Raw genomic sequence first — 20,720 nt, forward strand, 5'->3', positions numbered from 1 at the left:
TCGTTTTTGAAGTACGCACATTAATGTGCTGTAGTATATAAAATGATACTAAGGAGGAGAAAAGCCTATGCGCAATCGGAAAGGCGGCTTTGGGGAATGTACCGCTGGGAATGATCAGGCGTGTCCAGTTGAGTTCACGCTGGACGTGATTGGGGGCAAATGGAAAGGAATTATTTTATATCATCTCATGTATGGGACTAAGCGATTTAGTGATTTTCGGCGGATCTGTCCGGGGATCACCCAGCGTATGCTGACACTCCAATTGCGCGAGCTGGAAGAGGATGGTGTCGTTCACCGTGAAGTATACCAGCAGGTTCCGCCTAAGGTTGAATACTCTCTCACCGAATTCGGGAAAACGCTCATACCGATTATTAACTTGATGAAAGATTGGGGAGAAGAATATAAAACAAAACAGCGATCACCAGAAAGCAGTCTTCAGCAACCTAGCCCCAATGTGTAGGTTTTTGAAGACGGCTCCACGAAAAAGACCTGGCCATCATTTTGGCAGGTCTTTTGGTTTATTAAAAAGGAATGTGCAAAGTTCGTTTTTCAGTTGACAGCAAGGACGACGCTTGATATATTTCTTACGATATTGATAATCATTATCATATGTATCGGAAGATCATCTGCACAATATATAGGGGGCTAATCAGTTGAAAAGAAAATCGTATTTTATGATGACAGCTATGTTACTTGTATTGTCTGTATTCATCAGCGCTTGCGGCGGAAATAATAATGGAAGTAATCCGGCTTCATCTTCAGGAGATAAGCAAGAGTCGGCTTCTACTGGAGAGACGAGAAGCTTTAAAACGGTTAAAGGGGATATTCAAATTCCGACCAAGCCACAGCGTATTGTAACGGATTTTTACGGTGGAGAATTGCTGTCCGTGGGTGCTAACGTGGTGGGTGTAGAGCCAACTGCGTTTCAAAATCCTTTTCTGACCGATTTGCTGAAGGAACAAGGAACCAAAGAGGTGGGTGATCCGACCAATTTGGAAAAGACGTTGGAACTCAAACCTGATCTGATCGTGGTTATGAAGGATACGAATTATGAGGCTTTGTCAAAAATCGCACCTACCTTGTACATTCCGTACGGTACGACGACTAATATCTATGACACGGTCAAGCTGTTCGGTGATATCGCCGGGGAAAAGGAGAAGGCTGAGCAATTTATTGCTGCATTTGATAAAAAGGCCGCTGAAGGTCGCGCACGTCTTAAAGGTGTGATTGACGAAAAGGCAACTTTCGGTCTGTATGAGCTGACGGACAAGCACGCACTTTGGATCTTTGGCGACAATGCGGGTCGCGGCGGACAAGCCGTGTACAATGCGCTCAAACTGAACATGCCAAAGAAAACAGCTAATTCCAAGGAACAAACGGTGCAGCTTTCGATGGAGGTGTTGCCGCAGTATGATGCAGATTATATGTTCCTGACTACGTATGACCCGGAGAAAAAGGGTGACGCACTCAAACAACTGAAGTCGTCCGCTGTGTGGGGGAATCTTCCGGCGGTGAAGAACAATAGAGTGTTCTTTAACGATTTTGATACGTACTATCGCTACGATCCAATCGCTATTACAGGACAGATTGATATGATCGTAGATATGCTGGTCGAAAGAGAAAAAGAGAATAAAGCTAAACAATAGGTGTGAGATTCTGCGTTGTGACGAATTGTCCAAAACAGATAGGAAGTTGCATAATATACGTCGCAGTATATAGCTAAAACCAGTCCAACATGATTTATGTTTAGACTGGTTTTTTATTTACTATTTCGTCGTAATTTCAATAGTATCTTCTTTTTGTATCCAATCTACCTTGGCCCCCAGCGTTTCGCTGATTAGCCTTAATGGAAGATAACCAATACCATTCACCATGAAGGGCGGATTGGTAAGCTTTACAGCTTTACCGTTCACTTTTGCTTGGCTGGTTTTGAAATTTATTTCTAGAAAGACAGGGTGATCTTCTGCCTTGGACTGATCTATTTTTGCTATTTTGCTGTTGAAATCATAAGCGATCTCGGCCCCCAGTTTATCAAAAACAGAACGAAGGGGAATAAACGCTTGCCCGTTGCGGGTAATGACACCATTACTCAGAGAGACAGGCGAACCATTGAGACGGACAAGAATCGGTTTTTGTACAGGAACTGGTGAACTATAAAGAAACTCATAGTCTCCTATACCTAGCTGCGCGTGTTTGTTGACACCCCAGCCCCATAAGGCCCCATCTGCTTTTTGCATGATTACGTGCCGTGGACCTGCTTTGATACTTTGAATATTTTTAGCAAGCAATGTAAAGGGGGCGTTGGATGGTAACTTTTCACCATCTAGAGACGCAACATATACATTCCCAGCTGTGGTGAGGGCGAGTATGGAGCGTTCGGCGAAAAAGGCGTCTTTAACATCTTTTACTCCTGATAATAGCACAGGGGTATTTTCATTGTGATAGGTTGTATTATCTGAGTAACCTGTGACCGTTTCACCCCAGAACCATAACCGTCCTTGTCGATCAATCGCGAGATTGGAACTTCCATTGGTCTTAATTATTTTGATGTCCGATAAGGCTTGAATCTGCGATACGGATAAAGTTTCGGACGGAGTTACATTTTTATCAAATTCTTTGGGCCATGTCCATACAGTACCGTCTTTCTTTAAGGCTATGTTTTTGGAGATAGCAGTAATATCCTTTAATGATGGAACAAGCTCGAAGCCCTGCAAGGACCTTGTATTTTTCCATACACTTCCGTCCTTCTTCAAGAAGATCCAGCGTTCCTCATATTGCGGTCTTTTTTCATAGTAACTATCCAATTCTGTAACATTTTCGATGCCGGATAGGGTTTGAAAAGGAGCAAAGTTGCCACCATTTTCGATTCGATCAGCAGATAATACGGTTCCTTCGGCGTTTAGGGCGAGCACATGATCATTCATAATACGCACGTTTATGATGTTTGGTAGTCCTTCCAGAGAAATGAATTTCACGGATTCAGAAATGTTGTTTCTTGGCACATACCAGGCGGAATGATCTTGTAAGGTAAATATCAGATCGCCTTCCTGGATTATATTCGAAAATGTTCTTACAACGTTTGGCTTATCCTCTACACGAGTCGGTACGGATTGATTATAGCCCCATAACCACAAGCTTCCATCGGATTGAATCAGACTCCCGGAATCATATGAACGAATACGGGACGCCGATTCATCACCGGCCGCCCATGCACTGGAGCTGAACAATAACAGCGCGATCATACTGATTAACAGAGTACGTCTTTTCATGCGTTTTTCCTCATTTCTTCATCAATGTATATAAGGTTAAATAACGCCTTGGGGAATATCTCCTTATCAATAGACGAAGAATATATAGAAAAGTTTTCCACAAATCGTTGGATTCCAATAAAATAGCCTCCAAACCCACGAGCAGAGGCGGGTTTGAGAGGCTATTTTTGAGCATGGAAGCAGAATATGACTTGGGACGGGTTCTTCCAATGGTCAGCCCGTTATTCGGCTGCGCACCATCAATAAGGTTTGTTCTTTGATTTGTCCGATTTCACGGAGGAGTGCGGCTGTTTTAGCTTCGTAGGATTGTTTGACATCCAAATCTTTCAGCGAAGCAAGGTTAATGTCGACGGTAAGCAGGGCAGATTGAGCGGCGGCTTCGAACAGGATCGCGCCGATGCCAAGATCCGAAATCACATTTTTATTGGACACTTCCACAATGTTATAGGCTTGCGACAATCCGTCTCGGCATACTTCCAGCAGGCGCATGGGTACCTCAATGGCAGCGATCACCGCTGTCTGTAAGGAATGGGTACGATAGCGCTTTTCTTCGTCTGTTTCCTTGGGCAAACGCAGGGCAGTCATATACTGTTCAAAGGATTGGATGTCTGCGACCATTAATTCCTCACAATGTGTAGACAATCTTTCCATGCTGCTAATGACGTCCGTGATTTGTTCATGGATGTGCGCGTATTTTTCTCCTTGTGAAAGGTTGGCGGTCATGGAGGTCATAGCCGCGCCTAGTGCCGCAGCCAGTGCGGATACACTTCCTCCGCCAGGGGTAGGAGCTGCACTTGCAGCCTCTTTCAGAAAATGTCCGATGGAATGATTCCACGACAGTTCACTCATGAGTAAACCACCTCTCTGGAGTAGTGTTGCAGATGTATCGCTTTAAGCAAATTTTTGTACAAAATCGCAGTCGTTAAGGTGCCAACACCGCCGGGAACCGGAGAAATAGCATGTACTTTTTCCCCCACGTCTAAAGCGGCATCTCCCACTATTTTTCCCTCTAGCGTCTCATTAATTCCCGCATCTACCAAAATCAGACCGGGATGAACCATATCTTGCGTAATCACATCAGGGCATCCGACTGCCACGAAGGCAATGTCTGCATGGCTCAGATGCTCTGCAATATCACGCGTACCTGCATGACAGGCGGTAACGGTGGCGTTTTCTCTTTGCAACATGTGGAAAAGGGGAAGTCCCACTGTCTGTCCGATGCCCACGAGCGTGACATTTTTGCCTGCCAATGTGTGACCGTAATGCTTGAGCAGCTCGATACAGGCTTGAGGTGTTGCGGGATATAGTCCGGCGTCACCTGTTACAGTAGCCAGCTTGTTATCGGGTGTAATCCCATCAATATCCTTGTAGGGGGCAATGGATTGTTTAATAACGGAGGCGGAAAGATGTTGGGGAAGCGGCAGTTCCAGCATAATGCCATGTACATGGGATGCATCGTTCAGACTGCCGATCAGGTGCAGTAGCTCGGTTTCGCTAACATGACGATCAAACGTATGGAGATGAAATGAGATGCCCAGCTTCTCCGCTATTTTTTGCTTGGTCCGTGCATAGTATGCAGATGCCGGATCACCTTCTACCAATAGGGTTGCCAGATGGGGACGGTGTCCTTGCTGCTTCATTTCTTCTACCTGTGAACGGATCGTTGCATATACTTGCTCAGCTGCTTCTTTGGATTTCATGATAATAGCCATAGTCCGAGCCTCCTCTGAATTTATTGCATAATGGAATCAACAGGGTGTCATGGTCTTGTAAAACGAAAAAAAGTATTTGCACAAGGTCGTCAAGACAGACGAATCCTCTGCAAATACTTCTCCCAGGCGAACGGTACGCTTTTTTTGTATGCTCCCTCGTGGTTCATTCCACTGACTTCGCCAGTCACATACAGCGTTATTATACCTTATATTTTAACAAACAATCATCAGAAAAGAAACCCGCGAACATTTGGAAAACGGGTTATGTTACTTGTCTATATGACAAATGTCATATACACGAACTGACGTTTATGACTACAGCGCCTAGAGCGTTCTCCTTATACTGAGATTAGATCAACATGTACGCCTAACAGGATCAAGGTATAGGCGTCATCTTTAAGGAGGATCATAATGAGTATGACACAACTCCCATTAGCCCAATTGAAAAAAAATATGGCTCCCTACGAGAAAATAAACACGAAATCCAGCGTTCTGCAACTTATCAATACCTTGGGTCCACTGATCCTATTGTGGTATGCTGCTTATCTTAGCCTGTCGGTTTCGTACTGGCTGACGCTTCCCATTGCCATTGTTGCATCGGGGTTTGTGGTACGGACGTTTATTATTTTTCATGATTGTGGTCATCAATCCTTCTTCAAAAGCCGCAAGCTGAACGACATTGTGGGAACGATTACAGGTATTATTACGCTCTGTCCTTATCACCAATGGAAAAATAGTCACGCGATCCACCATGCAACCAGCAGTAATCTGGATAAAAGAGGCACAGGTGACATGTGGGTGCTTACGGTAGAAGAGTACACAGAGGCTTCCACATGGACACGGTTGGCCTATCGCATATACCGAAATCCTTGGGTTATGTTCGGACTAGGTCCGATCTATACTTTTTTGATTTCCTATCGCTTTAATATCAAGACAGCCAAACGCAAGGAAAAAATGAACACTCATGTGACGAATATATCCATCGTTGCATTGTATGCACTGTTGTGCTGGGCTATTGGATGGCAGGCCTTCCTTCTCGTACAGGCACCTATCTTTTTTGTATCCGGTATGTTGGGAATCTGGCTATTCTATGTACAACACCAATTTGAGGATTCTTATTTCGAGCACGATGAAGAGTGGAGTTATATTAATGCAGCCGTAGAAGGCAGTTCTTACTACAAGCTTCCTAAAGTATTGCAATGGATTACGGGCAATATCGGATTTCATCACGTTCATCACCTGAGTCCCAAAGTTCCAAATTATAATTTGGAAAAAGCACATGAAGCGACACCGTTACTTCAAAAGGCGACCACGATCACAGTGAGTAGCAGTCTGCAATCGTTGAAGTTCCGACTTTGGGATGAAAATACGAAAACCTTTTTGACCTTTAAACAAGTGAAGCCGCTCCTCAGCAAACGTGTTGCAGTTACGAAACCCATGCCTACACCTGTTGTAGGCACAGAAAGAAAATAACGTTGAACAAAACCTGGTATGATAAGATAAGGAATATAAGTCATGTGAAGTAGAAGAGGGTGGGCAGGATGCAAAAATGGTATCAGATCTTCCAAAGGAATACAGGGCTTAGCCCTTATGTGTGGGTCGTCTTTTATATCCTGCCCTTTTACTACTTTAGCTCTTCATCTACAAGTCATATTATTCTGGGTACTGCTATTATTTTGGTATTCTTTGCATGTTATGTACTGGCTTTTGTCTCAAAAGGCTGGCTCATATACTTTTGGACCAGTGTACAGATTGTCATATCGATTACCATGACACTGCTGTTCAGCTATATGTACTTTTCCATATTTATCGCCTATTTGATCGGTAATATTAAAAGTAAGGCTGCATTTACGACGCTGTATATTATTTTAATGGTTATTACGATTGGATTGATCAATTATGGTTTTGTTTCTCAGAATCCCGTTTTTATTAAACAGATTCCTTTTATCCTGCTTAATCTGATCGGTGTGATTCTCCTTCCGATTACGAATTTTAATCGCAACAAAAGCGATCGGCTCCAAGTTCAATTGGAGGATGCCAATAAGAAAATATCGGAATTGATTAAGCTGGAGGAACGGCAAAGAATTGCGCGTGACCTGCACGATACCTTAGGTCAGAAGTTGTCACTCATTGGGCTGAAGAGCGATTTGGCGGGCAAACTGATGGATCAGTACCCGGAGCGGGCGCATGTCGAAATTAACGATGTTCGTCTCACGGCAAGAAGCGCGTTAAAAGAGGTACGGGAAATGGTTACTCAAATGCGCGGTATGCGACTAGAGGATGAGCTGCTACGTATTCGGCAGATTTTAAAGGCTGCTCACATTGAATTAACTCTAGAGGGAGACCCGAAGCTGGAGCATACATCATTAATGAATGAAAATGTTCTTAGCATGTGTATGAAGGAAGCCGTAACCAATGTAGTGAAACACAGTGGAGCTACCGCTTGCTCCATCACGATTGAGCCGTCTCGTAAGGAATTAACTCTTCGGATTCAGGATAATGGAGTCGGTATTACGAGAGAAAATGGAACCCTTCGTGGAAACGGCCTGCAAGGTATGAAGGAAAGGCTCGAATTCGTGAACGGATGTATGGAGCTGCGTTCAGATCAGGGAACGACCTTGGTCATTAAAGTGCCCAATATCCCTGAAAAGCCGAACGAGGAGGTGGGGCCATGATTCGAATTGTCATTGCAGAAGACCAGCGTATGCTGCTGGGTGCTCTAGCTTCTCTGCTAGACTTGGAAGAGGACATGAAAGTAGTCGGAAAAGCAAGCAACGGGGAAGAAGCTATAGAACTGGTGAAGCTGCATCAACCGGATATATGCATTATGGACATCGAAATGCCAATAAAGAGCGGATTGGATGCGGCTGAAGAACTCAAAGGCTTGAACTGCAAGATGCTGATTTTAACTACGTTTGCCCGCCCGGGGTATTTTGAACGAGCGATCAAGGCGGGGACACACGGTTATCTACTCAAGGACAGTCCCAGTGAAGAGCTGGCTTCCTCCATTCGCAGTATTATGGCAGGTCGGCGTATCTATGCTCCGGAACTGGTCGATGATGCTTATGCCGAAGTCAACCCGCTAACAGAGCGTGAAAAGACCGTCTTGGCGCTCATCGCTGACGGAAAGAACACAAAAGAGATTGCTGGTGAACTGTATTTAACGACAGGGACGGTGCGCAATTATATTTCAGTCATTCTCGATAAGTTGGGTGTCAGTAACCGGATCGAAGCGATTACACGTTTTAATGAAAAAGGTTGGTTTAAATGAGAAACAGAGACGCTATGAAGCAAAATATAGCGCTCTGTTTTTTTGTTTTATCCATAGATTTGGCATGCCTTTAGCGTACTACCTTGTGATACAATAGGATAGTTGTCCACAGGATGGACTGGAGTACAAGGAGGAGCAGAACCGCATGAAACAAGCCCCATTTATAGCCGTTGAAGGGCCCATCGGAGCAGGCAAAACGACGTTAGCTTCGATGCTTTCAACCGAGCTACATTGGCCGATAATCAAAGAGATTGTCGAGGAGAACCCATTTCTCGATAAATTTTATCAGAATATAGATGAGTGGAGTTTCCAGTTGGAAATGTTCTTCCTCTGCAATCGGTATAAGCAGTTGGAGGATACTGGTCTGCAATATATCGAGAAAGCTCAGCCTGTTATTTCTGATTATCATATCTACAAGAATTTGATTTTTGCTGAACGTACGCTTAAGGGTGTGAAGCTCGAAAAATATCGTCAAATCTATCATTTGCTCACAGATGATATGCCTAAGCCGGACATTATCATTTATATCAAAGCAGATTTGGATACCTTGCTGGGGAGAATTCGCAAGCGTGCACGCTCTTTTGAACAGGAGATGGACCCTGCCTATCTGGAGCAATTGATCATAGATTATGATAAAGGCATGCAGTTTCTCGCTGAACAGTCCCCTTCCCCTCGTATATTGACCGTGAACGGGAATGAAATTGATTTTGTAGAAAATCAGGCACAATTTAAACAAATTGTTTCCGATGTAAAGGAGCTTATATAGTGAATAATTACAACATTCCTGCAAATGCCTTGATTACGGTAGCGGGCACAGTGGGTGTAGGTAAATCCACGTTGACCGGTGCTTTGGCCGGACGCCTTGGTTTTAAAACCTCTTTGGAGCAGGTCGATCATAATCCCTATCTGGAGAAATTTTATCACGATTTCGAAAGATGGAGCTTTCATTTGCAAATTTATTTTCTCGCGGAACGCTTCAAGGAACAAAAGAATATTTTCCTGTCTGGTGGAGGCTTTGTGCAGGATCGTTCTATTTATGAGGATACAGGCATTTTTGCGAAAATGCATGCCGATCAGGGAACGATGAATCCTACCGATTATGAAACGTATACTAGCCTGTTTGAGGCGATGGTGATGACACCGTTTTTCCCTCACCCTGATGTGCTGATCTATCTGGAAGGCAGTTTGCCCTCCATTCTGAGTCGGATTGAGGAGCGCGGTCGCGAGATGGAGATCCAGACCGAGCGTTCTTATTGGGAGCAAATGCATCGCAGATATTCCAATTGGATCAACGAATTTGATGCCTGTCCTGTACTGCGTCTGAACATTGATGAGTATGATGTACATGACCCTGCTTCCATGGATGCTATTTTGGAAGAAGTAGGAAAAGTAATATCAAAAAAATAGAGATATAACCCCAAATAACTGACAGGGACTGTGGTACAATCAGTATAAATTAAGCTGATAGACCGCAGTCTTTTTTTGTCGAATAAACATGTTGAAGCACGAGATATGACTAACGGTATAGTGGACAAGTTTAGGCTGGAATGCGAGAATAGGTACATATGAATTGTAATGACTCACGGGAAGGATGGGATACTGTGATGCGTTTTGGTATTGTTGGAACCAACTGGATAACAGAGAGGTTTATTCAAGCTGCGATGGAGACGGACGAATTTTCCCTGACGGCGGTATACTCACGCACAGAGGATAAGGGCAAAGCTTTTGCTGACAAATATAACAGCCAGCCGGAGGTTTTTACAGACCTGGCGCAAATGGCCGCAAGTGACCAGGTCGATGCCGTATATATTGCCAGCCCCAATTCCTTACATGCGGAGCAGGCGATCTTATGTATGAATCACGGAAAGCACGTGTTGTGTGAGAAACCTTTTGCGTCTAATGCAGCAGAGGTGAAGAGTATGATCGAAGCCGCGCGCAACAACGATGTTCTGCTGATGGAGGCCGTTAAATCCACACTTATGCCTAACTTTAAAATAATAAAGGATCATATGTATAAAATAGGCCGGGTTCGGCGTTATTTTGCAAGCTACTGTCAATACTCCTCCCGCTTTGATGCTTTTAAGCAAGGTAAGGTATTGAATGCGTTTAACCCGGCCTTTTCCAATGGTTCCCTGATGGACCTTGGCGTGTATTGTTTGTATCCTATGGTGACTTTGTTCGGCAAACCTGAGGAGGTTCGGGCGGTTGGTGTGCTTTTATCCTCTGGTGTCGATGGCGAGGGCAGTATCGTGATGAAGTATCCTGATATGGATGCTATCGTCATGTATTCCAAAATTACAGATTCCTATCTGCCTGCTGAAATTCAGGGTGAGAATGGAACGATGGTGATCGACAAAATCAGTCAGCCCTATGAGGTGAAAATTCATTATCGGGACGGCACGATTGAGGATCTGACCAAAGCTCAGACGCGTGAGCCCATGTATTATGAAATTCAGGAATTTATAGATCTGATCAAGATTGGTGAACGCAACAGTTCCATTAACTCTTTGGAGTGTTCACTTACAGTCGCTGAAGTGATGGAGGAGGCAAGACAACAATTCGGCCTTCGTTATGAAGCAGATTTGAAAAATACTTCTGCACATTAGTCAGTGGAATGATCGAAATTGCAATGCACAAAGGGCTGCCGATTTTGCAAACTTTGCAAATATACGGTTAGCCTTATTTGGCTTTGTAGCCCTAAAAGGGTAAATTAAGAAGTTTCAAAAATGGTCAGCAACATCTATGTCTGTTGCTCTTGCACTAGGTTTGATTACGGGCATGTCAGCCTTGCCTGTCCATGCTGAGTCATCAGGGAATACAGATCATGGTATTAGTAAAGTTACAGCTACATTTTATGGAGACACAAAAGGTTCCAAAGGATTTACCTGGTATACTTCAAAACTTTCCACGAAGAGCACTGTTCAAGTAATCAAGAAAACGGCTTCTGAAGCTGATTTTACGAGTGCTCTTACATTTGAAGGGACTTCTTCTCCATCGACCAATTCTCCAGAAGAGCTTGTCCATAAAGCTGTAGCTACAGGTCTTCAAGCGGACACAGCTTATTATTATCGTGTGGGTGATGCAGCGCGCGGGATATGGAGCGAAACAGGTACGTTTCAAACGGCTCCTAAGAGCGGCGAATTTACCTTCATTGATTTAGCTGATACACAAGCGAAAAGCGAAGATGAAGCCATATTGTCTTCACAGACGCTCGAAAAAGCACTTCAAACTGTAGGTAATGCTCAGTTTGTAGTCCACAACGGAGATATCGTAGACACCGGTACCAAAGAAGAGCAGTGGGACTGGTTGTTGGGACATTCACAAAAAAGTCTTTTGAATACAACCATTGTTCCTTCAGCAGGTAATCATGAGGATGAGAACTACGCTTTTTATGATCACTTTAATATTAATCAACCAGCTGGTTCTGCTACTAAAACAGGAGCGTACTACTCCTTTGATTACAGCTATGCTCACTTTATCGTACTGAACTCCAATGAGGACTCAGAGAAATATGCCAATTTTTCTGAAGATCAAGTTGAATGGTTAAAGAAAGATGCTGCGGCAGCCAAAAGGGCAGGTGCAAAGTGGATCATTGTTAACATTCACAAAGGTCCCTACACTACCTCTAATCATGCAACAGATTCTGACATCATGGATAACAATGGAGTTCGTAACCAAATCGCTCCACTCATGGACAAACTTGATATCGACTTTGTCGTGCAGGGGCACGATCATATTTACGCTCGTACGAAGCCAATCAACCAAGAGGGTAAAGCAACAACGCCAACCAAATTAAAAGATAGATTAAATGAAAAGACGATTGAATATAGTGTGAATCCGGATGGAAGTATCTATGTCATCCCAGCAACTGCTGGCCCCAAAGTCTACTACAAGAACCCGAGTGAAAAACTTGGAGATAAGTACTATAATCTCTTTGAACTAGCTGAAGAGAATCATGCGGCAGTATATGGCCCGGATCCGAGTGACAATCGTAGACCTGTACGAGGACAGGTACAGAATTTTGTTGGCATCACCGTAGACGAAAATAAACTTACAGCCGTAACGTACGAAATTGATCAAAACAAAAATGATGCCAAACCTTTTATTGTGGATCAATTCGGAATCATCAAAAAATATCAGTAAAATTGATTAATGGTTTCTAAATAATCATAAAAGGATATCCTACAGTCTGGTCGGCTGCATGGATATCCTTTTTCATTTTCTTATAGGGACTTTCTTATAGAGACGTCTGATGTTGTGCTTGTAATACTTACGCCCTGTTCGGAAGCGGGTAAACCGTACATAATGCTATTAAGAGATCCAAAGTTCAAAAGTAGTCAATTTTACATATAGAAATTTTCTTGCAAAATATGGAGGGATAAAGCGATGGCTTATCAAGAAATCAATGGAGTACGCGTATGGGGATCACCTGACCCGGGAGCACTATCTCAAGCCCGCACATGTGCCGAAAATGGTAATGTGATTCAGGCGCTACTGATGGCAGATCATCATAAAGGCTACAGTCAGCCGATTGGCGGTGTGATGGTGTATGACGGACAAATTTCACCTTCAGGTGTAGGGTATGATATCGGCTGCGGGAATAAGGCGGTAAGATCCAAGCTGTTTGCCGCAGATATTATGCCACGTATTTCAGCCGTGATGGATGAGATTGCACGTCATATTTCGTTTGGCGTAGGCCGTGTGAATGCAATTCAGGTAGACCATGAGCTGTTCGATGACCCGGATTGGGCAGTATATGCGGCGATTGGGAAACAAGAACATGACAAACTGAAGTCCTTGGCGAGGGAACAGCTGGGTACAGTAGGGAGTGGTAATCACTTTGTTGATGTATTTGTGGAGGAAGCGACAGGACAGGTCTGGATTGCCAATCATTTCGGCAGCCGAGGCTTTGGGCACAAAACAGCAAGCGGGTTTCTAAATTTGGCTGCAGGACGGGAGTTTCTCGGAAAGGCGCCGGGAGAACATATGGATCAGCCGCCTGTACTGCTGGATATGAACAGTGAGCTGGGAGACATGTACTACCGTGCGATGCGCCTTGCCGGACGCTATGCGTATGCGGGACGTGACTATGTGATAGAACAAGTGCTTGGTATTATGGGGACCGAAGCGGATTTTACGGTGCATAACCACCATAATTACGCGTGGAAGGAACAGCATGATGGACGCGACACCATTGTAGTCCGCAAAGGCGCAACCCCCTCGGCCCCTGGCCAAATGGGCTTTATTGGAGGAAGCATGGGCGATATCTCGGTGATTGTGCGTGGGAAAGATTCGGTAGAAAATCGGGATTCCTACTATAGTACAGTCCATGGCGCAGGTCGTATTATGAGTCGTACCCAGGCAGCCGGTAAAATGAATTGGAAAACCCGCACACGGAGTGGTGGACAAATTACGGACGTACAGATGAAGGAGGCTGTTCGGAACTATGGCGTTGAGCTGCGTGGAGCCGGTACAGATGAAAGCCCGTTCGTCTATCGTCAACTGCACGAGGTATTGGACGCTCATTCGGAGACTGTGGAAGTTTTGCATGAGCTGAAACCTATTGGGGTGTGCATGGCTGGGGCCAATGAGTTTGATCCTTACAAGGACTAATGAGATGATTTAATAATAAAAAGAGACTATACCCGACAGGAATGATCATTCGTCGGGCATAGTCCTTCTGAGTATGAATAGAAGTATTTCATTGGATCATACGTGCGCTATATAAGTTGAACTAAAAAAGTCACATGGGAAGCATCATCCGCCTGCGTAGTGGCGCATCATGTACATTTCCAGTTCAAGTTATGTAGTGCCTCTAAATCTTATAGCTTGTCAGCAAAAAGCTGTTCTTTAATATAAGCGACTGGCATCTCTTGGCCTGTCCACAGTTCGAAGGCTAATGCGCCCTGCCACAGCATCATGCCCAGACCGTTAATGGCGGTTGCACCTACGGATTCAGCTTGTTCCATCAGCTTGGATTTAGCTGGGCTGTATACTACATCGGTCACAATCAGATCGGAACGAAGCATGGACACATCCTCAATTACACTTTTGCCTTCCAGCGGTTTCATACCCACACCTGTACCATTAGCGAAAATATGACTTGTAAGAATCTCTTCACGCAGCTTCTCCTGTTTCTCTAATGCATAGATATTCGCCTTGACTTGGGCATGTTTCATCTCTTCATTAATCATACGGACATTTTCTTCCGCCCGGGCAAAGAACTGGTCATTACGAGCGAAAATTGAAATTTCAGCGAGACCAGCTCGAGCGGCTTCAATAGCAATCGGCGTTGCAGCACCGCCTGAGCCGATGAGTGTCATTTTCTTACCTTTCAGATCAATGCCGTTCTCCTGCAAGTTACGAACATAACCTGATCCATCTGTACTGTAGCCTTTCAGCTTACCATCCGTATTCACGACAGTGTTGACGGCACCTGTAAATTTAGCGCTGTCGTCTAGCTCGTCAAGATACTGGAGTATAGCTGTTTTGTTAGGCATGGACACGTTATAACCGCGTATGTTCAGAGCGCGCATCCCTCGTACGACCTCTTCAAGCTGTTCATTGCCTACTTCAAAGGCCATATACGCGTTATTTAGGCCCAGCTTTTCAAACGCAAGATTATGCATAGCCGGGGACAAAGAGTGTCCGATCGGTGTAGCTAGCAGTCCGATTAATTGTGTTCTTCCGTCAATACGTCCAGCATTTTTCATGATATAAGCCTCCAAGTAACGTGTGTAGTTTAATGAAACACTTTTTTATATCGATAAGCAACAAACACGGCCAGCAAAATACTGACTACAGCAATCGCAATATCCAGAATGAATACGGAGGTAATTCCCAGACTTTTGGACATGCTCCCGGTAGCCAAAGGCATCAGGATGAACGATAGGCTGGCTGCTATGTTTACGAGAGAAGTCGTGGTTCCTTTGTTCTTGCGGAAAAATTCCGTCATTACCGTAAGGGCAATTTGGAATATGCCTGCGGTAGACAAGCCGATTAAGAATGAACTGATCAAGGTAGCGACAGGATTGTGCCATACAATTAAAGCCAGCAAAGAAAGTAGGGCAATAAGCGGATACACAATCATGACGGTAATGGGCTTAATGAATCTACCAAGTACCATAGCCAACAAAATAACGGAAACTAATGAACCTATACTATAGTAGCTCAGCAGCTTAATAGCGCTGGCTTTGTCCATGCCAAGAGCCTCTTGTCCAAAGGTAGGAAGCCATAGCTGCACGATCATGAACAATACAGTTGAAGTAAAACCGATAATAATCAGAGACAAACCTTCTTGCCAAAACTTAGGCTCGCTGTGGAACGAATCCGTTGATTGACCAGTCTCGGCTGGAGCCTTTTGTTCCTCGGCTTTGTGGTTGGGGAAAGCGGTCATTGACAAGAAAATCCCGTTCAGCAGATAAATTCCTGCTGGAATAAAGAAGGAATATCCATAGAACATATCGTGATTAATAAAAAATGCAATCATGAAAGGAATAACAATGGCACCGATCGAGATGGATGCTTTGACTAGGACGGTTGCAGACCCGGCTTTTTTTCCGAACCCTTCAATGAGTGCGGGATAAGTCCCCGCATCCATCATCGAGTTGCAGAGCCCTGCGATAATGGCAAACACGAATGCCAAGGTGTAGTTAGGTGCAAGCGGAATACCGATTAGGAAGATTAAATAAGCAAATGATGCAATAACAATGAGTGGTTTCCTTCCGTATTTATCTGACATTTTTCCGGCTACTCCGAGAGCGAGCAGTTTACCGATTCCAATCGCTGACACCAGATAGCCGATGGCTGCTTTATCCGTGTTCAATTGCACGGTCAGAAAGCTCATATTCGACGAGAGAATAACATTAATCATACCCAGAAGAAAATAGTTGATATAAAGCCCTGTTGCCATTCTGATATAAGGATTTTTCATAAGTGTAACTCCCAACATAAATTTTAGATCAATGGCCTAGGTAGGCATCGTCCAGGTGTATTAAAGTACGCCCACAAACAAGTGAAAATATTCACATAATGTCTATGTCTTAATTATATAAGGGGTGTTATTATAAATCCAATGCATATTTTTATCGTTTTTCATAGTTTGGTTCTATAATTTAAAATATGAATTAAAGAAGGGAATTACATAATTATGAACCTGAAGCACTTACAATATTTTCGTGTACTTGCGGAGATGGAGCATTTTACTCAGGCAGCTATGCGGCTATGTATCACTCAACCCAGTTTAAGTCATGCGATTTCAGAATTAGAAAAGGATTTGGGCGTTCATCTGTTTGAGAAGCAGGGGAGAAATATTCGGTTAAACAAATACGGACGATTTTTTCTGAAGTATGTGGAGCACGCGATGGATGAATTGGAAAAGGGGGAGCATAACTTACGGGAATTAGTGAGTCCAAGTCATGGTAATATAGATTTGGCGTTCATTTACACACTAGGTTCACACTTCATTCCAGCAATAATCCAAGCCTTTTCAGCTCTGGATGCCCGTAAAGACATTTCCTTTTCGTTTCACCAAGGGAATACGAACGATATTATTCAAGGCCTGAAGCAGGAACACTATGATGTGGCGTTCTGCTCTCACGTAGAAAATGAACCGGATGTGGAGTTTATTCCGCTGGCTCAGCAGGAACTGGTGGTCATTGTTTCACCTGATCATCCGCTGGCTTCTCTGGACCAAATTGATCTCAAGGATACAGCAGATTACCCGGTGATCTTCTTCAACAAAAAGAGTGGGGTTCGGCCCATTATTGAGAATTTGTTTGCCAAGGCGGGCGTTACGCCACAGATTATTTGCGAGATTGAAGAAGATACGGCAATGGCAGGACTGGTGTCTATCAATTACGGGATCGGAGTTATGCCCCGCATTTCATCGTTAGATTATTTTAACGTCAAAACATTGCCTATTATTAATCCAGAATACGAGCGTTTTATCTACCTAGCCAGCATTAAAAATAGATATTTATCCCCGGCAGTAGTAGAGTTTCGGAACTTTGCCCTAAGTTATGGCAAGGAGTTTTATCTGAAAACGCATCAGCGTGTCTAAGCCGGAGTCTCGCAATATTTAAACTTGATAAATTTTAAATTGTGTTCTATACTTCATCATCGACGCAAGCAATGTGAAATGATTCACGTTTTGATACTACAAGACTTACTTACAAAAGCAGGTGAATTCATGATGAAACGTACTTCTTTTCCAGTGGCGACAGGACTTTATGTAAACTATCTTTTGTTCGGCATGTTTAATATTATGCTGGCATCGCACATGTCCTTTTTAACAGAGCATTTGCATACAGATCAGGCGGGCATCAGTCTCTTGGTTTCTGCGATGGGATTTGGCAGGTTGTTTACCCTGTACATATCCGGGGTGCTCTCCGACCGTTATGGTCGCAAACCGTTTATTGTGGCAGCCGGGCTACTGATGGCTGTATTCTTGGTCGGTATACCGCTGAGTTCCAGCTTTGAGATGGCGATCGTACTGGCTGTGCTGGCAGGCGTAGCGAATTCTTTTCTTGATTCAGGTACTTATCCAGCGCTGATCGAAGCTTTCCCCCAATCCTCTGGTTCGGCTACAGTATTGGTGAGAGGTTTTATATCCGTTGGGGCGGCATTTTTACCGCTAATGATTATCTTTTTTATGAATCACGATATTTTCTACGGGTTCTCTTTCTTTTTACCTGCCCTCATATTTGCTTTGAATGCAATGTACTTGTTCAAAATGAAGTTCCCAGACATGCGCGTGCAGCCCGCCAAGGGGCAAAGTGGCGGTAATTCTGTATCAAGCCTAGCGGGAAAATTGGAGGCAAATGACCGGAGTAAGCCGCGGTTTTGGCAGGAAGGGCTATGCCTTATCTTGCTCGGATTTACGGGACCTACCTTGCTTTATATTGTGCAGTTATGGTTGCCTACTTTTGGACAACAGTTTATCGGTATGACCGAATCAGAGTCTCTCAGATTATTAGTTTATTACAATATGGGTTCGCTGGTTTCCGTGTTTGTATTGGTCATTGTGTTAAGAAAATGGGTTAAACCAGTTCACATTATTCTTATTTATCCATGTATTTCCCTGTTGGCTTTTGGAGCGCTTCTCCTTTTCAAGTCAGGGGCTGCCTCCATTATTTGTGCGAGTGTTATCGGGTTTTCAATATCAGGTGTACTTCAGTTAACATTAACCGTAATGAGTGAATTCTTTAGTCAACGAAAAGGACAGATTACCGGGTTTGTTTATACAGCAACCTCGCTTTCATACACGATCATTCCTGTGTTTACAGGCTTTCTGTTGAAACATTCTCAGATATCGAGTGTTTTTATGCTAGCTATTATTGTGAATGTGCTAGGGATCGTACTGGCGGTGTTTGTTAATTTTCGGTACAGTTTAGTTTTTCCAGCAAGTCGCAAATTGTCGCCTAAAATTGCACTTGAACCCAAATAACGACGACTGGATCATATCATCTGCATGCTTATTCAGAATGCGTTATACTATGAATTATTGTACATGTTCGACTTGAAACTGTAATTTGGGAGTGAGAAAGAGATGGCTAAAATCGTAAAGGTGAAAGATGTCCTGATTGGTGAAGGAGCGCCAAAAATTTGTGTGCCCATGGTGGGAGAAACGTTGGAGCAGTTGAAGGAAGAAGCTACTTATTTACGTACGCTCGACCTGGATATCGTGGAGTGGAGAGTCGATTTTTTCGAACATGTGGAGGATCTGGAAAAGGTAAAGGCTGCCTTACATGAAATTCGGTCTATTTTAGCCAATATTCCACTCGTATTTACGTTCCGTAGCGCTCGGGAAGGCGGAGAAAAGGAAATCAGTGCGGCGAGTTATGTGGAATTGAATCGTACAATAGCCGCAACGGGGCAAGTCGAACTTATTGATGTAGAGCTTTTTAATGAGGAGGCTGATGTGAAGACGCTGGTAGAAGCAGCACATAAGCATAACGTGTATGTGATTATATCTAATCATGACTTTCATAAGACGCCGTCGAAGGAGGAGATTGTTTCCCGATTATGCAAGGCGCAGGAATTGGGAGGCGATCTGCCTAAGATAGCAGTGATGCCGACCAATACAGCCGATGTGCTCACTTTGCTGGATGCCACGCGTACTATGGCAGAAGAGCATGCAGATCGGCCGATTATTACGATGTCGATGGCGGGGAAAGGTGTCGTGAGCCGTCTGACCGGAGAATTGTTTGGTTCGGCTCTGACCTTTGGTGCCGCTAAGAAAGCTTCCGCACCGGGGCAGATCCCTGTGACTGAACTGAGAGAGATATTGACGGTGCTGCATAGCCATTCTTAAAAGATGGATGGTATTACTCCCCAGTCAGTAATATATCCGCAGTGAGCCAAAAAGGAAGGCCCCCATGCGTTAAGCATGCTGGAGCCTTCCTTTTTGGTGTACTCTTAATTCAATCCCCGAGTAGGTTCATATAACTCCCAACCTAGATTCAGCGTTTGAATAATATAATCTGCGACTTCTTCCGCATCCAACTGATCTGTATCGATCTTGGAGTGATTCACCGCGTAGATGTCCTGTCTGGAACGGAATAAATCCTCAATTTCCCCTAAAGTCTTGTTTTGTAGATTAGGACGGGTGTCAATCAGCATCTTGAGCCGATCTTTCCAGGAATCCCAATTTAAATCCAAGAAGAAAACAATCGATGAAGCCAAACAAGCTTGCTTCACCTCTTCCTGTAAAAATGCACCACCGCCAACGGAAATGATTTTAAGGCGTGTGTTGCTGCACAGCTTCAAAATATGCTCTTTTTCAATCTCACGGAAACGCTTCTCTCCATAAGTCTTGAAAATCTCTGTTGTTGGCATGTTGTATTCTTGTTCAATCTCCTGGTCAATATCCACGAAATCGCGATACAGCTTGCGCGCTAGATGGGAACCGATCGTTGTTTTGCCTACACCCATAAAGCCGATGAGCACAATATTTTGTTCTTTTAATGGAATCTCACTATTGTTTTGCACGATAACCACTCTTTTCTCACCAGTAATGTTGAGATGTAACGCTTCAAAGCACTAAATACATTATACGTTCATCAACCGTGTCATTCAATAGTATAGAGCACATCAGCAATGAGGTATACGATAAAAGAGACTCTGAATACCAATTAAGTGATAAACAGCAGGCAAACGAAACAAGGTATTTAAGTATTGTTTAATGCGTAAATTGAAGAAAAACAAACTTGCACAAGTATAAAAGAGGCAATTTTGTGTACTTAATTGAAAAAAAGGACATATTTTGGCGGAAAATATATTGAAATTACTGGAAATAGGATTATAATAGAATTATACCAATTGTAAATGTAATCGCTCTATTTACAATTTGTTCTTTATATTTTTTATAAAACGAAATTACTTTGAACCAAAAACCAAGTATACATATGCAAATAGTTGAATGATGCTTTATAGACGTGTATCGGTCATTGGGTTCATTGTGCGAAG

General features: G+C 43.7%; 19 protein-coding genes and 1 riboswitch. Of the genes, 13 read left to right on the forward strand and 6 right to left on the reverse strand.

Going from position 1 to position 20,720, the window contains the following annotated elements:
* The first annotated feature begins 67 nt into the window (after positions 1 to 67).
* Both MKY16_RS04710 and MKY16_RS04715 read left to right on the forward strand, forming a co-directional pair.
* Positions 68 to 460 carry a winged helix-turn-helix transcriptional regulator gene (locus MKY16_RS04710; RefSeq protein ID WP_068938572.1) on the forward strand — a complete coding sequence of 131 codons (393 nt, stop codon included), beginning with the start codon at positions 68 to 70 and terminating at the stop codon, positions 458 to 460.
* Positions 461 to 653: 193 nt separating this feature from the next.
* The gene (locus MKY16_RS04715; RefSeq protein WP_340954355.1) at positions 654 to 1,646 is read left to right on the forward strand and encodes an ABC transporter substrate-binding protein; all 993 of its coding nucleotides are present in this window, start codon (positions 654 to 656) and stop codon (positions 1,644 to 1,646) included.
* 120 nt (positions 1,647 to 1,766) lie between these two features.
* Here the strand turns inward: MKY16_RS04715 and MKY16_RS04720 are convergent, their stop codons facing one another.
* The 3 genes from MKY16_RS04720 to MKY16_RS04730 form a co-directional block, all read right to left on the reverse strand.
* Entirely contained in the window at positions 1,767 to 3,269 is a 1,503-nt protein-coding gene (locus MKY16_RS04720) for a stalk domain-containing protein (RefSeq protein ID WP_069012903.1), read from the reverse strand.
* A gap of 213 nt (positions 3,270 to 3,482) precedes the next feature.
* Positions 3,483 to 4,118: a cyclodeaminase/cyclohydrolase family protein gene (locus tag MKY16_RS04725; protein ID WP_069012904.1), complete on the reverse strand. Its 636-nt coding sequence runs from the start codon at positions 4,116 to 4,118 to the stop codon at positions 3,483 to 3,485.
* Positions 4,115 to 4,981, reverse strand: a complete 867-nt coding sequence (locus MKY16_RS04730; protein ID WP_029517626.1) for a bifunctional 5,10-methylenetetrahydrofolate dehydrogenase/5,10-methenyltetrahydrofolate cyclohydrolase — start codon at positions 4,979 to 4,981, stop codon at positions 4,115 to 4,117. Before MKY16_RS04730 ends, MKY16_RS04725 begins: the two co-directional genes overlap by 4 nt.
* Positions 4,982 to 5,094: 113 nt before the next feature.
* A riboswitch (ZMP/ZTP riboswitch) is annotated at positions 5,095 to 5,179 on the reverse strand.
* Between the two features lie 213 nt (positions 5,180 to 5,392).
* Between MKY16_RS04730 and MKY16_RS04735 the strand changes: the two genes are divergently transcribed.
* The 8 genes from MKY16_RS04735 to MKY16_RS04770 all read left to right on the forward strand — a co-directional run bounded on the left by MKY16_RS04735 (position 5,393) and on the right by MKY16_RS04770 (position 13,865).
* The gene (locus MKY16_RS04735; protein ID WP_029517625.1) at positions 5,393 to 6,454 is read left to right on the forward strand and encodes a fatty acid desaturase; all 1,062 of its coding nucleotides are present in this window, start codon (positions 5,393 to 5,395) and stop codon (positions 6,452 to 6,454) included.
* 68 nt (positions 6,455 to 6,522) lie between these two features.
* Positions 6,523 to 7,656, forward strand: a complete 1,134-nt coding sequence (locus MKY16_RS04740) for a sensor histidine kinase (RefSeq protein WP_340954357.1) — start codon at positions 6,523 to 6,525, stop codon at positions 7,654 to 7,656.
* Complete coding sequence (locus MKY16_RS04745) at positions 7,653 to 8,252, forward strand: response regulator transcription factor (RefSeq protein WP_029517623.1); 600 nt, start codon at positions 7,653 to 7,655, stop codon at positions 8,250 to 8,252. The genes MKY16_RS04740 and MKY16_RS04745 overlap by 4 nt, the downstream gene beginning before the upstream one ends.
* A 145-nt stretch (positions 8,253 to 8,397) precedes the next feature.
* Positions 8,398 to 9,018 (forward strand): deoxynucleoside kinase, encoded by a 621-nt coding sequence (locus MKY16_RS04750; RefSeq protein WP_029517622.1) that lies wholly within the window; start codon positions 8,398 to 8,400, stop codon positions 9,016 to 9,018.
* Complete coding sequence (locus tag MKY16_RS04755) at positions 9,018 to 9,659, forward strand: deoxynucleoside kinase (protein ID WP_013308920.1); 642 nt, start codon at positions 9,018 to 9,020, stop codon at positions 9,657 to 9,659. The genes MKY16_RS04750 and MKY16_RS04755 overlap by 1 nt, the downstream gene beginning before the upstream one ends.
* A gap of 197 nt (positions 9,660 to 9,856) precedes the next feature.
* The gene (locus tag MKY16_RS04760) at positions 9,857 to 10,858 is read left to right on the forward strand and encodes a Gfo/Idh/MocA family protein (RefSeq protein WP_029517621.1); all 1,002 of its coding nucleotides are present in this window, start codon (positions 9,857 to 9,859) and stop codon (positions 10,856 to 10,858) included.
* Between the two features lie 136 nt (positions 10,859 to 10,994).
* Positions 10,995 to 12,395, forward strand: coding sequence for a metallophosphoesterase family protein (locus MKY16_RS04765; RefSeq protein ID WP_340954359.1), 1,401 nt, complete (start codon positions 10,995 to 10,997; stop codon positions 12,393 to 12,395).
* A 243-nt stretch (positions 12,396 to 12,638) separates the two neighbouring features.
* Positions 12,639 to 13,865 (forward strand): RtcB family protein, encoded by a 1,227-nt coding sequence (locus tag MKY16_RS04770; RefSeq protein ID WP_340954362.1) that lies wholly within the window; start codon positions 12,639 to 12,641, stop codon positions 13,863 to 13,865.
* Positions 13,866 to 14,074: 209 nt separating this feature from the next.
* Here the strand turns inward: MKY16_RS04770 and MKY16_RS04775 are convergent, their stop codons facing one another.
* Positions 14,075 to 14,965 (reverse strand): shikimate dehydrogenase, encoded by an 891-nt coding sequence (locus tag MKY16_RS04775; RefSeq protein WP_340954365.1) that lies wholly within the window; start codon positions 14,963 to 14,965, stop codon positions 14,075 to 14,077.
* A gap of 29 nt (positions 14,966 to 14,994) precedes the next feature.
* Positions 14,995 to 16,185, reverse strand: coding sequence for an MFS transporter (locus MKY16_RS04780; protein WP_029517617.1), 1,191 nt, complete (start codon positions 16,183 to 16,185; stop codon positions 14,995 to 14,997).
* Positions 16,186 to 16,401: 216 nt separating this feature from the next.
* Between MKY16_RS04780 and MKY16_RS04785 the strand changes: the two genes are divergently transcribed.
* The 3 genes from MKY16_RS04785 to aroD all read left to right on the forward strand — a co-directional run bounded on the left by MKY16_RS04785 (position 16,402) and on the right by aroD (position 19,566).
* A complete protein-coding gene (locus MKY16_RS04785; protein ID WP_069012907.1) occupies positions 16,402 to 17,313 on the forward strand; it encodes a LysR family transcriptional regulator in 912 nt (303 codons plus the stop codon).
* Between the two features lie 129 nt (positions 17,314 to 17,442).
* Positions 17,443 to 18,699, forward strand: coding sequence for an MFS transporter (locus MKY16_RS04790; protein ID WP_165149983.1), 1,257 nt, complete (start codon positions 17,443 to 17,445; stop codon positions 18,697 to 18,699).
* A gap of 102 nt (positions 18,700 to 18,801) precedes the next feature.
* Positions 18,802 to 19,566 carry a type I 3-dehydroquinate dehydratase gene (gene aroD / locus MKY16_RS04795; RefSeq protein ID WP_069012909.1) on the forward strand — a complete coding sequence of 255 codons (765 nt, stop codon included), beginning with the start codon at positions 18,802 to 18,804 and terminating at the stop codon, positions 19,564 to 19,566.
* A 104-nt stretch (positions 19,567 to 19,670) separates the two neighbouring features.
* On the opposite strand, the gene MKY16_RS04800 is transcribed toward aroD, so the two are convergent.
* Positions 19,671 to 20,243 carry a shikimate kinase gene (locus tag MKY16_RS04800; protein WP_029517614.1) on the reverse strand — a complete coding sequence of 191 codons (573 nt, stop codon included), beginning with the start codon at positions 20,241 to 20,243 and terminating at the stop codon, positions 19,671 to 19,673.
* Between the last annotated feature and the right edge of the window lie 477 nt (positions 20,244 to 20,720).

This window comes from Paenibacillus sp. FSL L8-0641 (assembly GCF_038006265.1).
GTDB lineage: Bacteria > Bacillota > Bacilli > Paenibacillales > Paenibacillaceae > Paenibacillus > Paenibacillus polymyxa_D.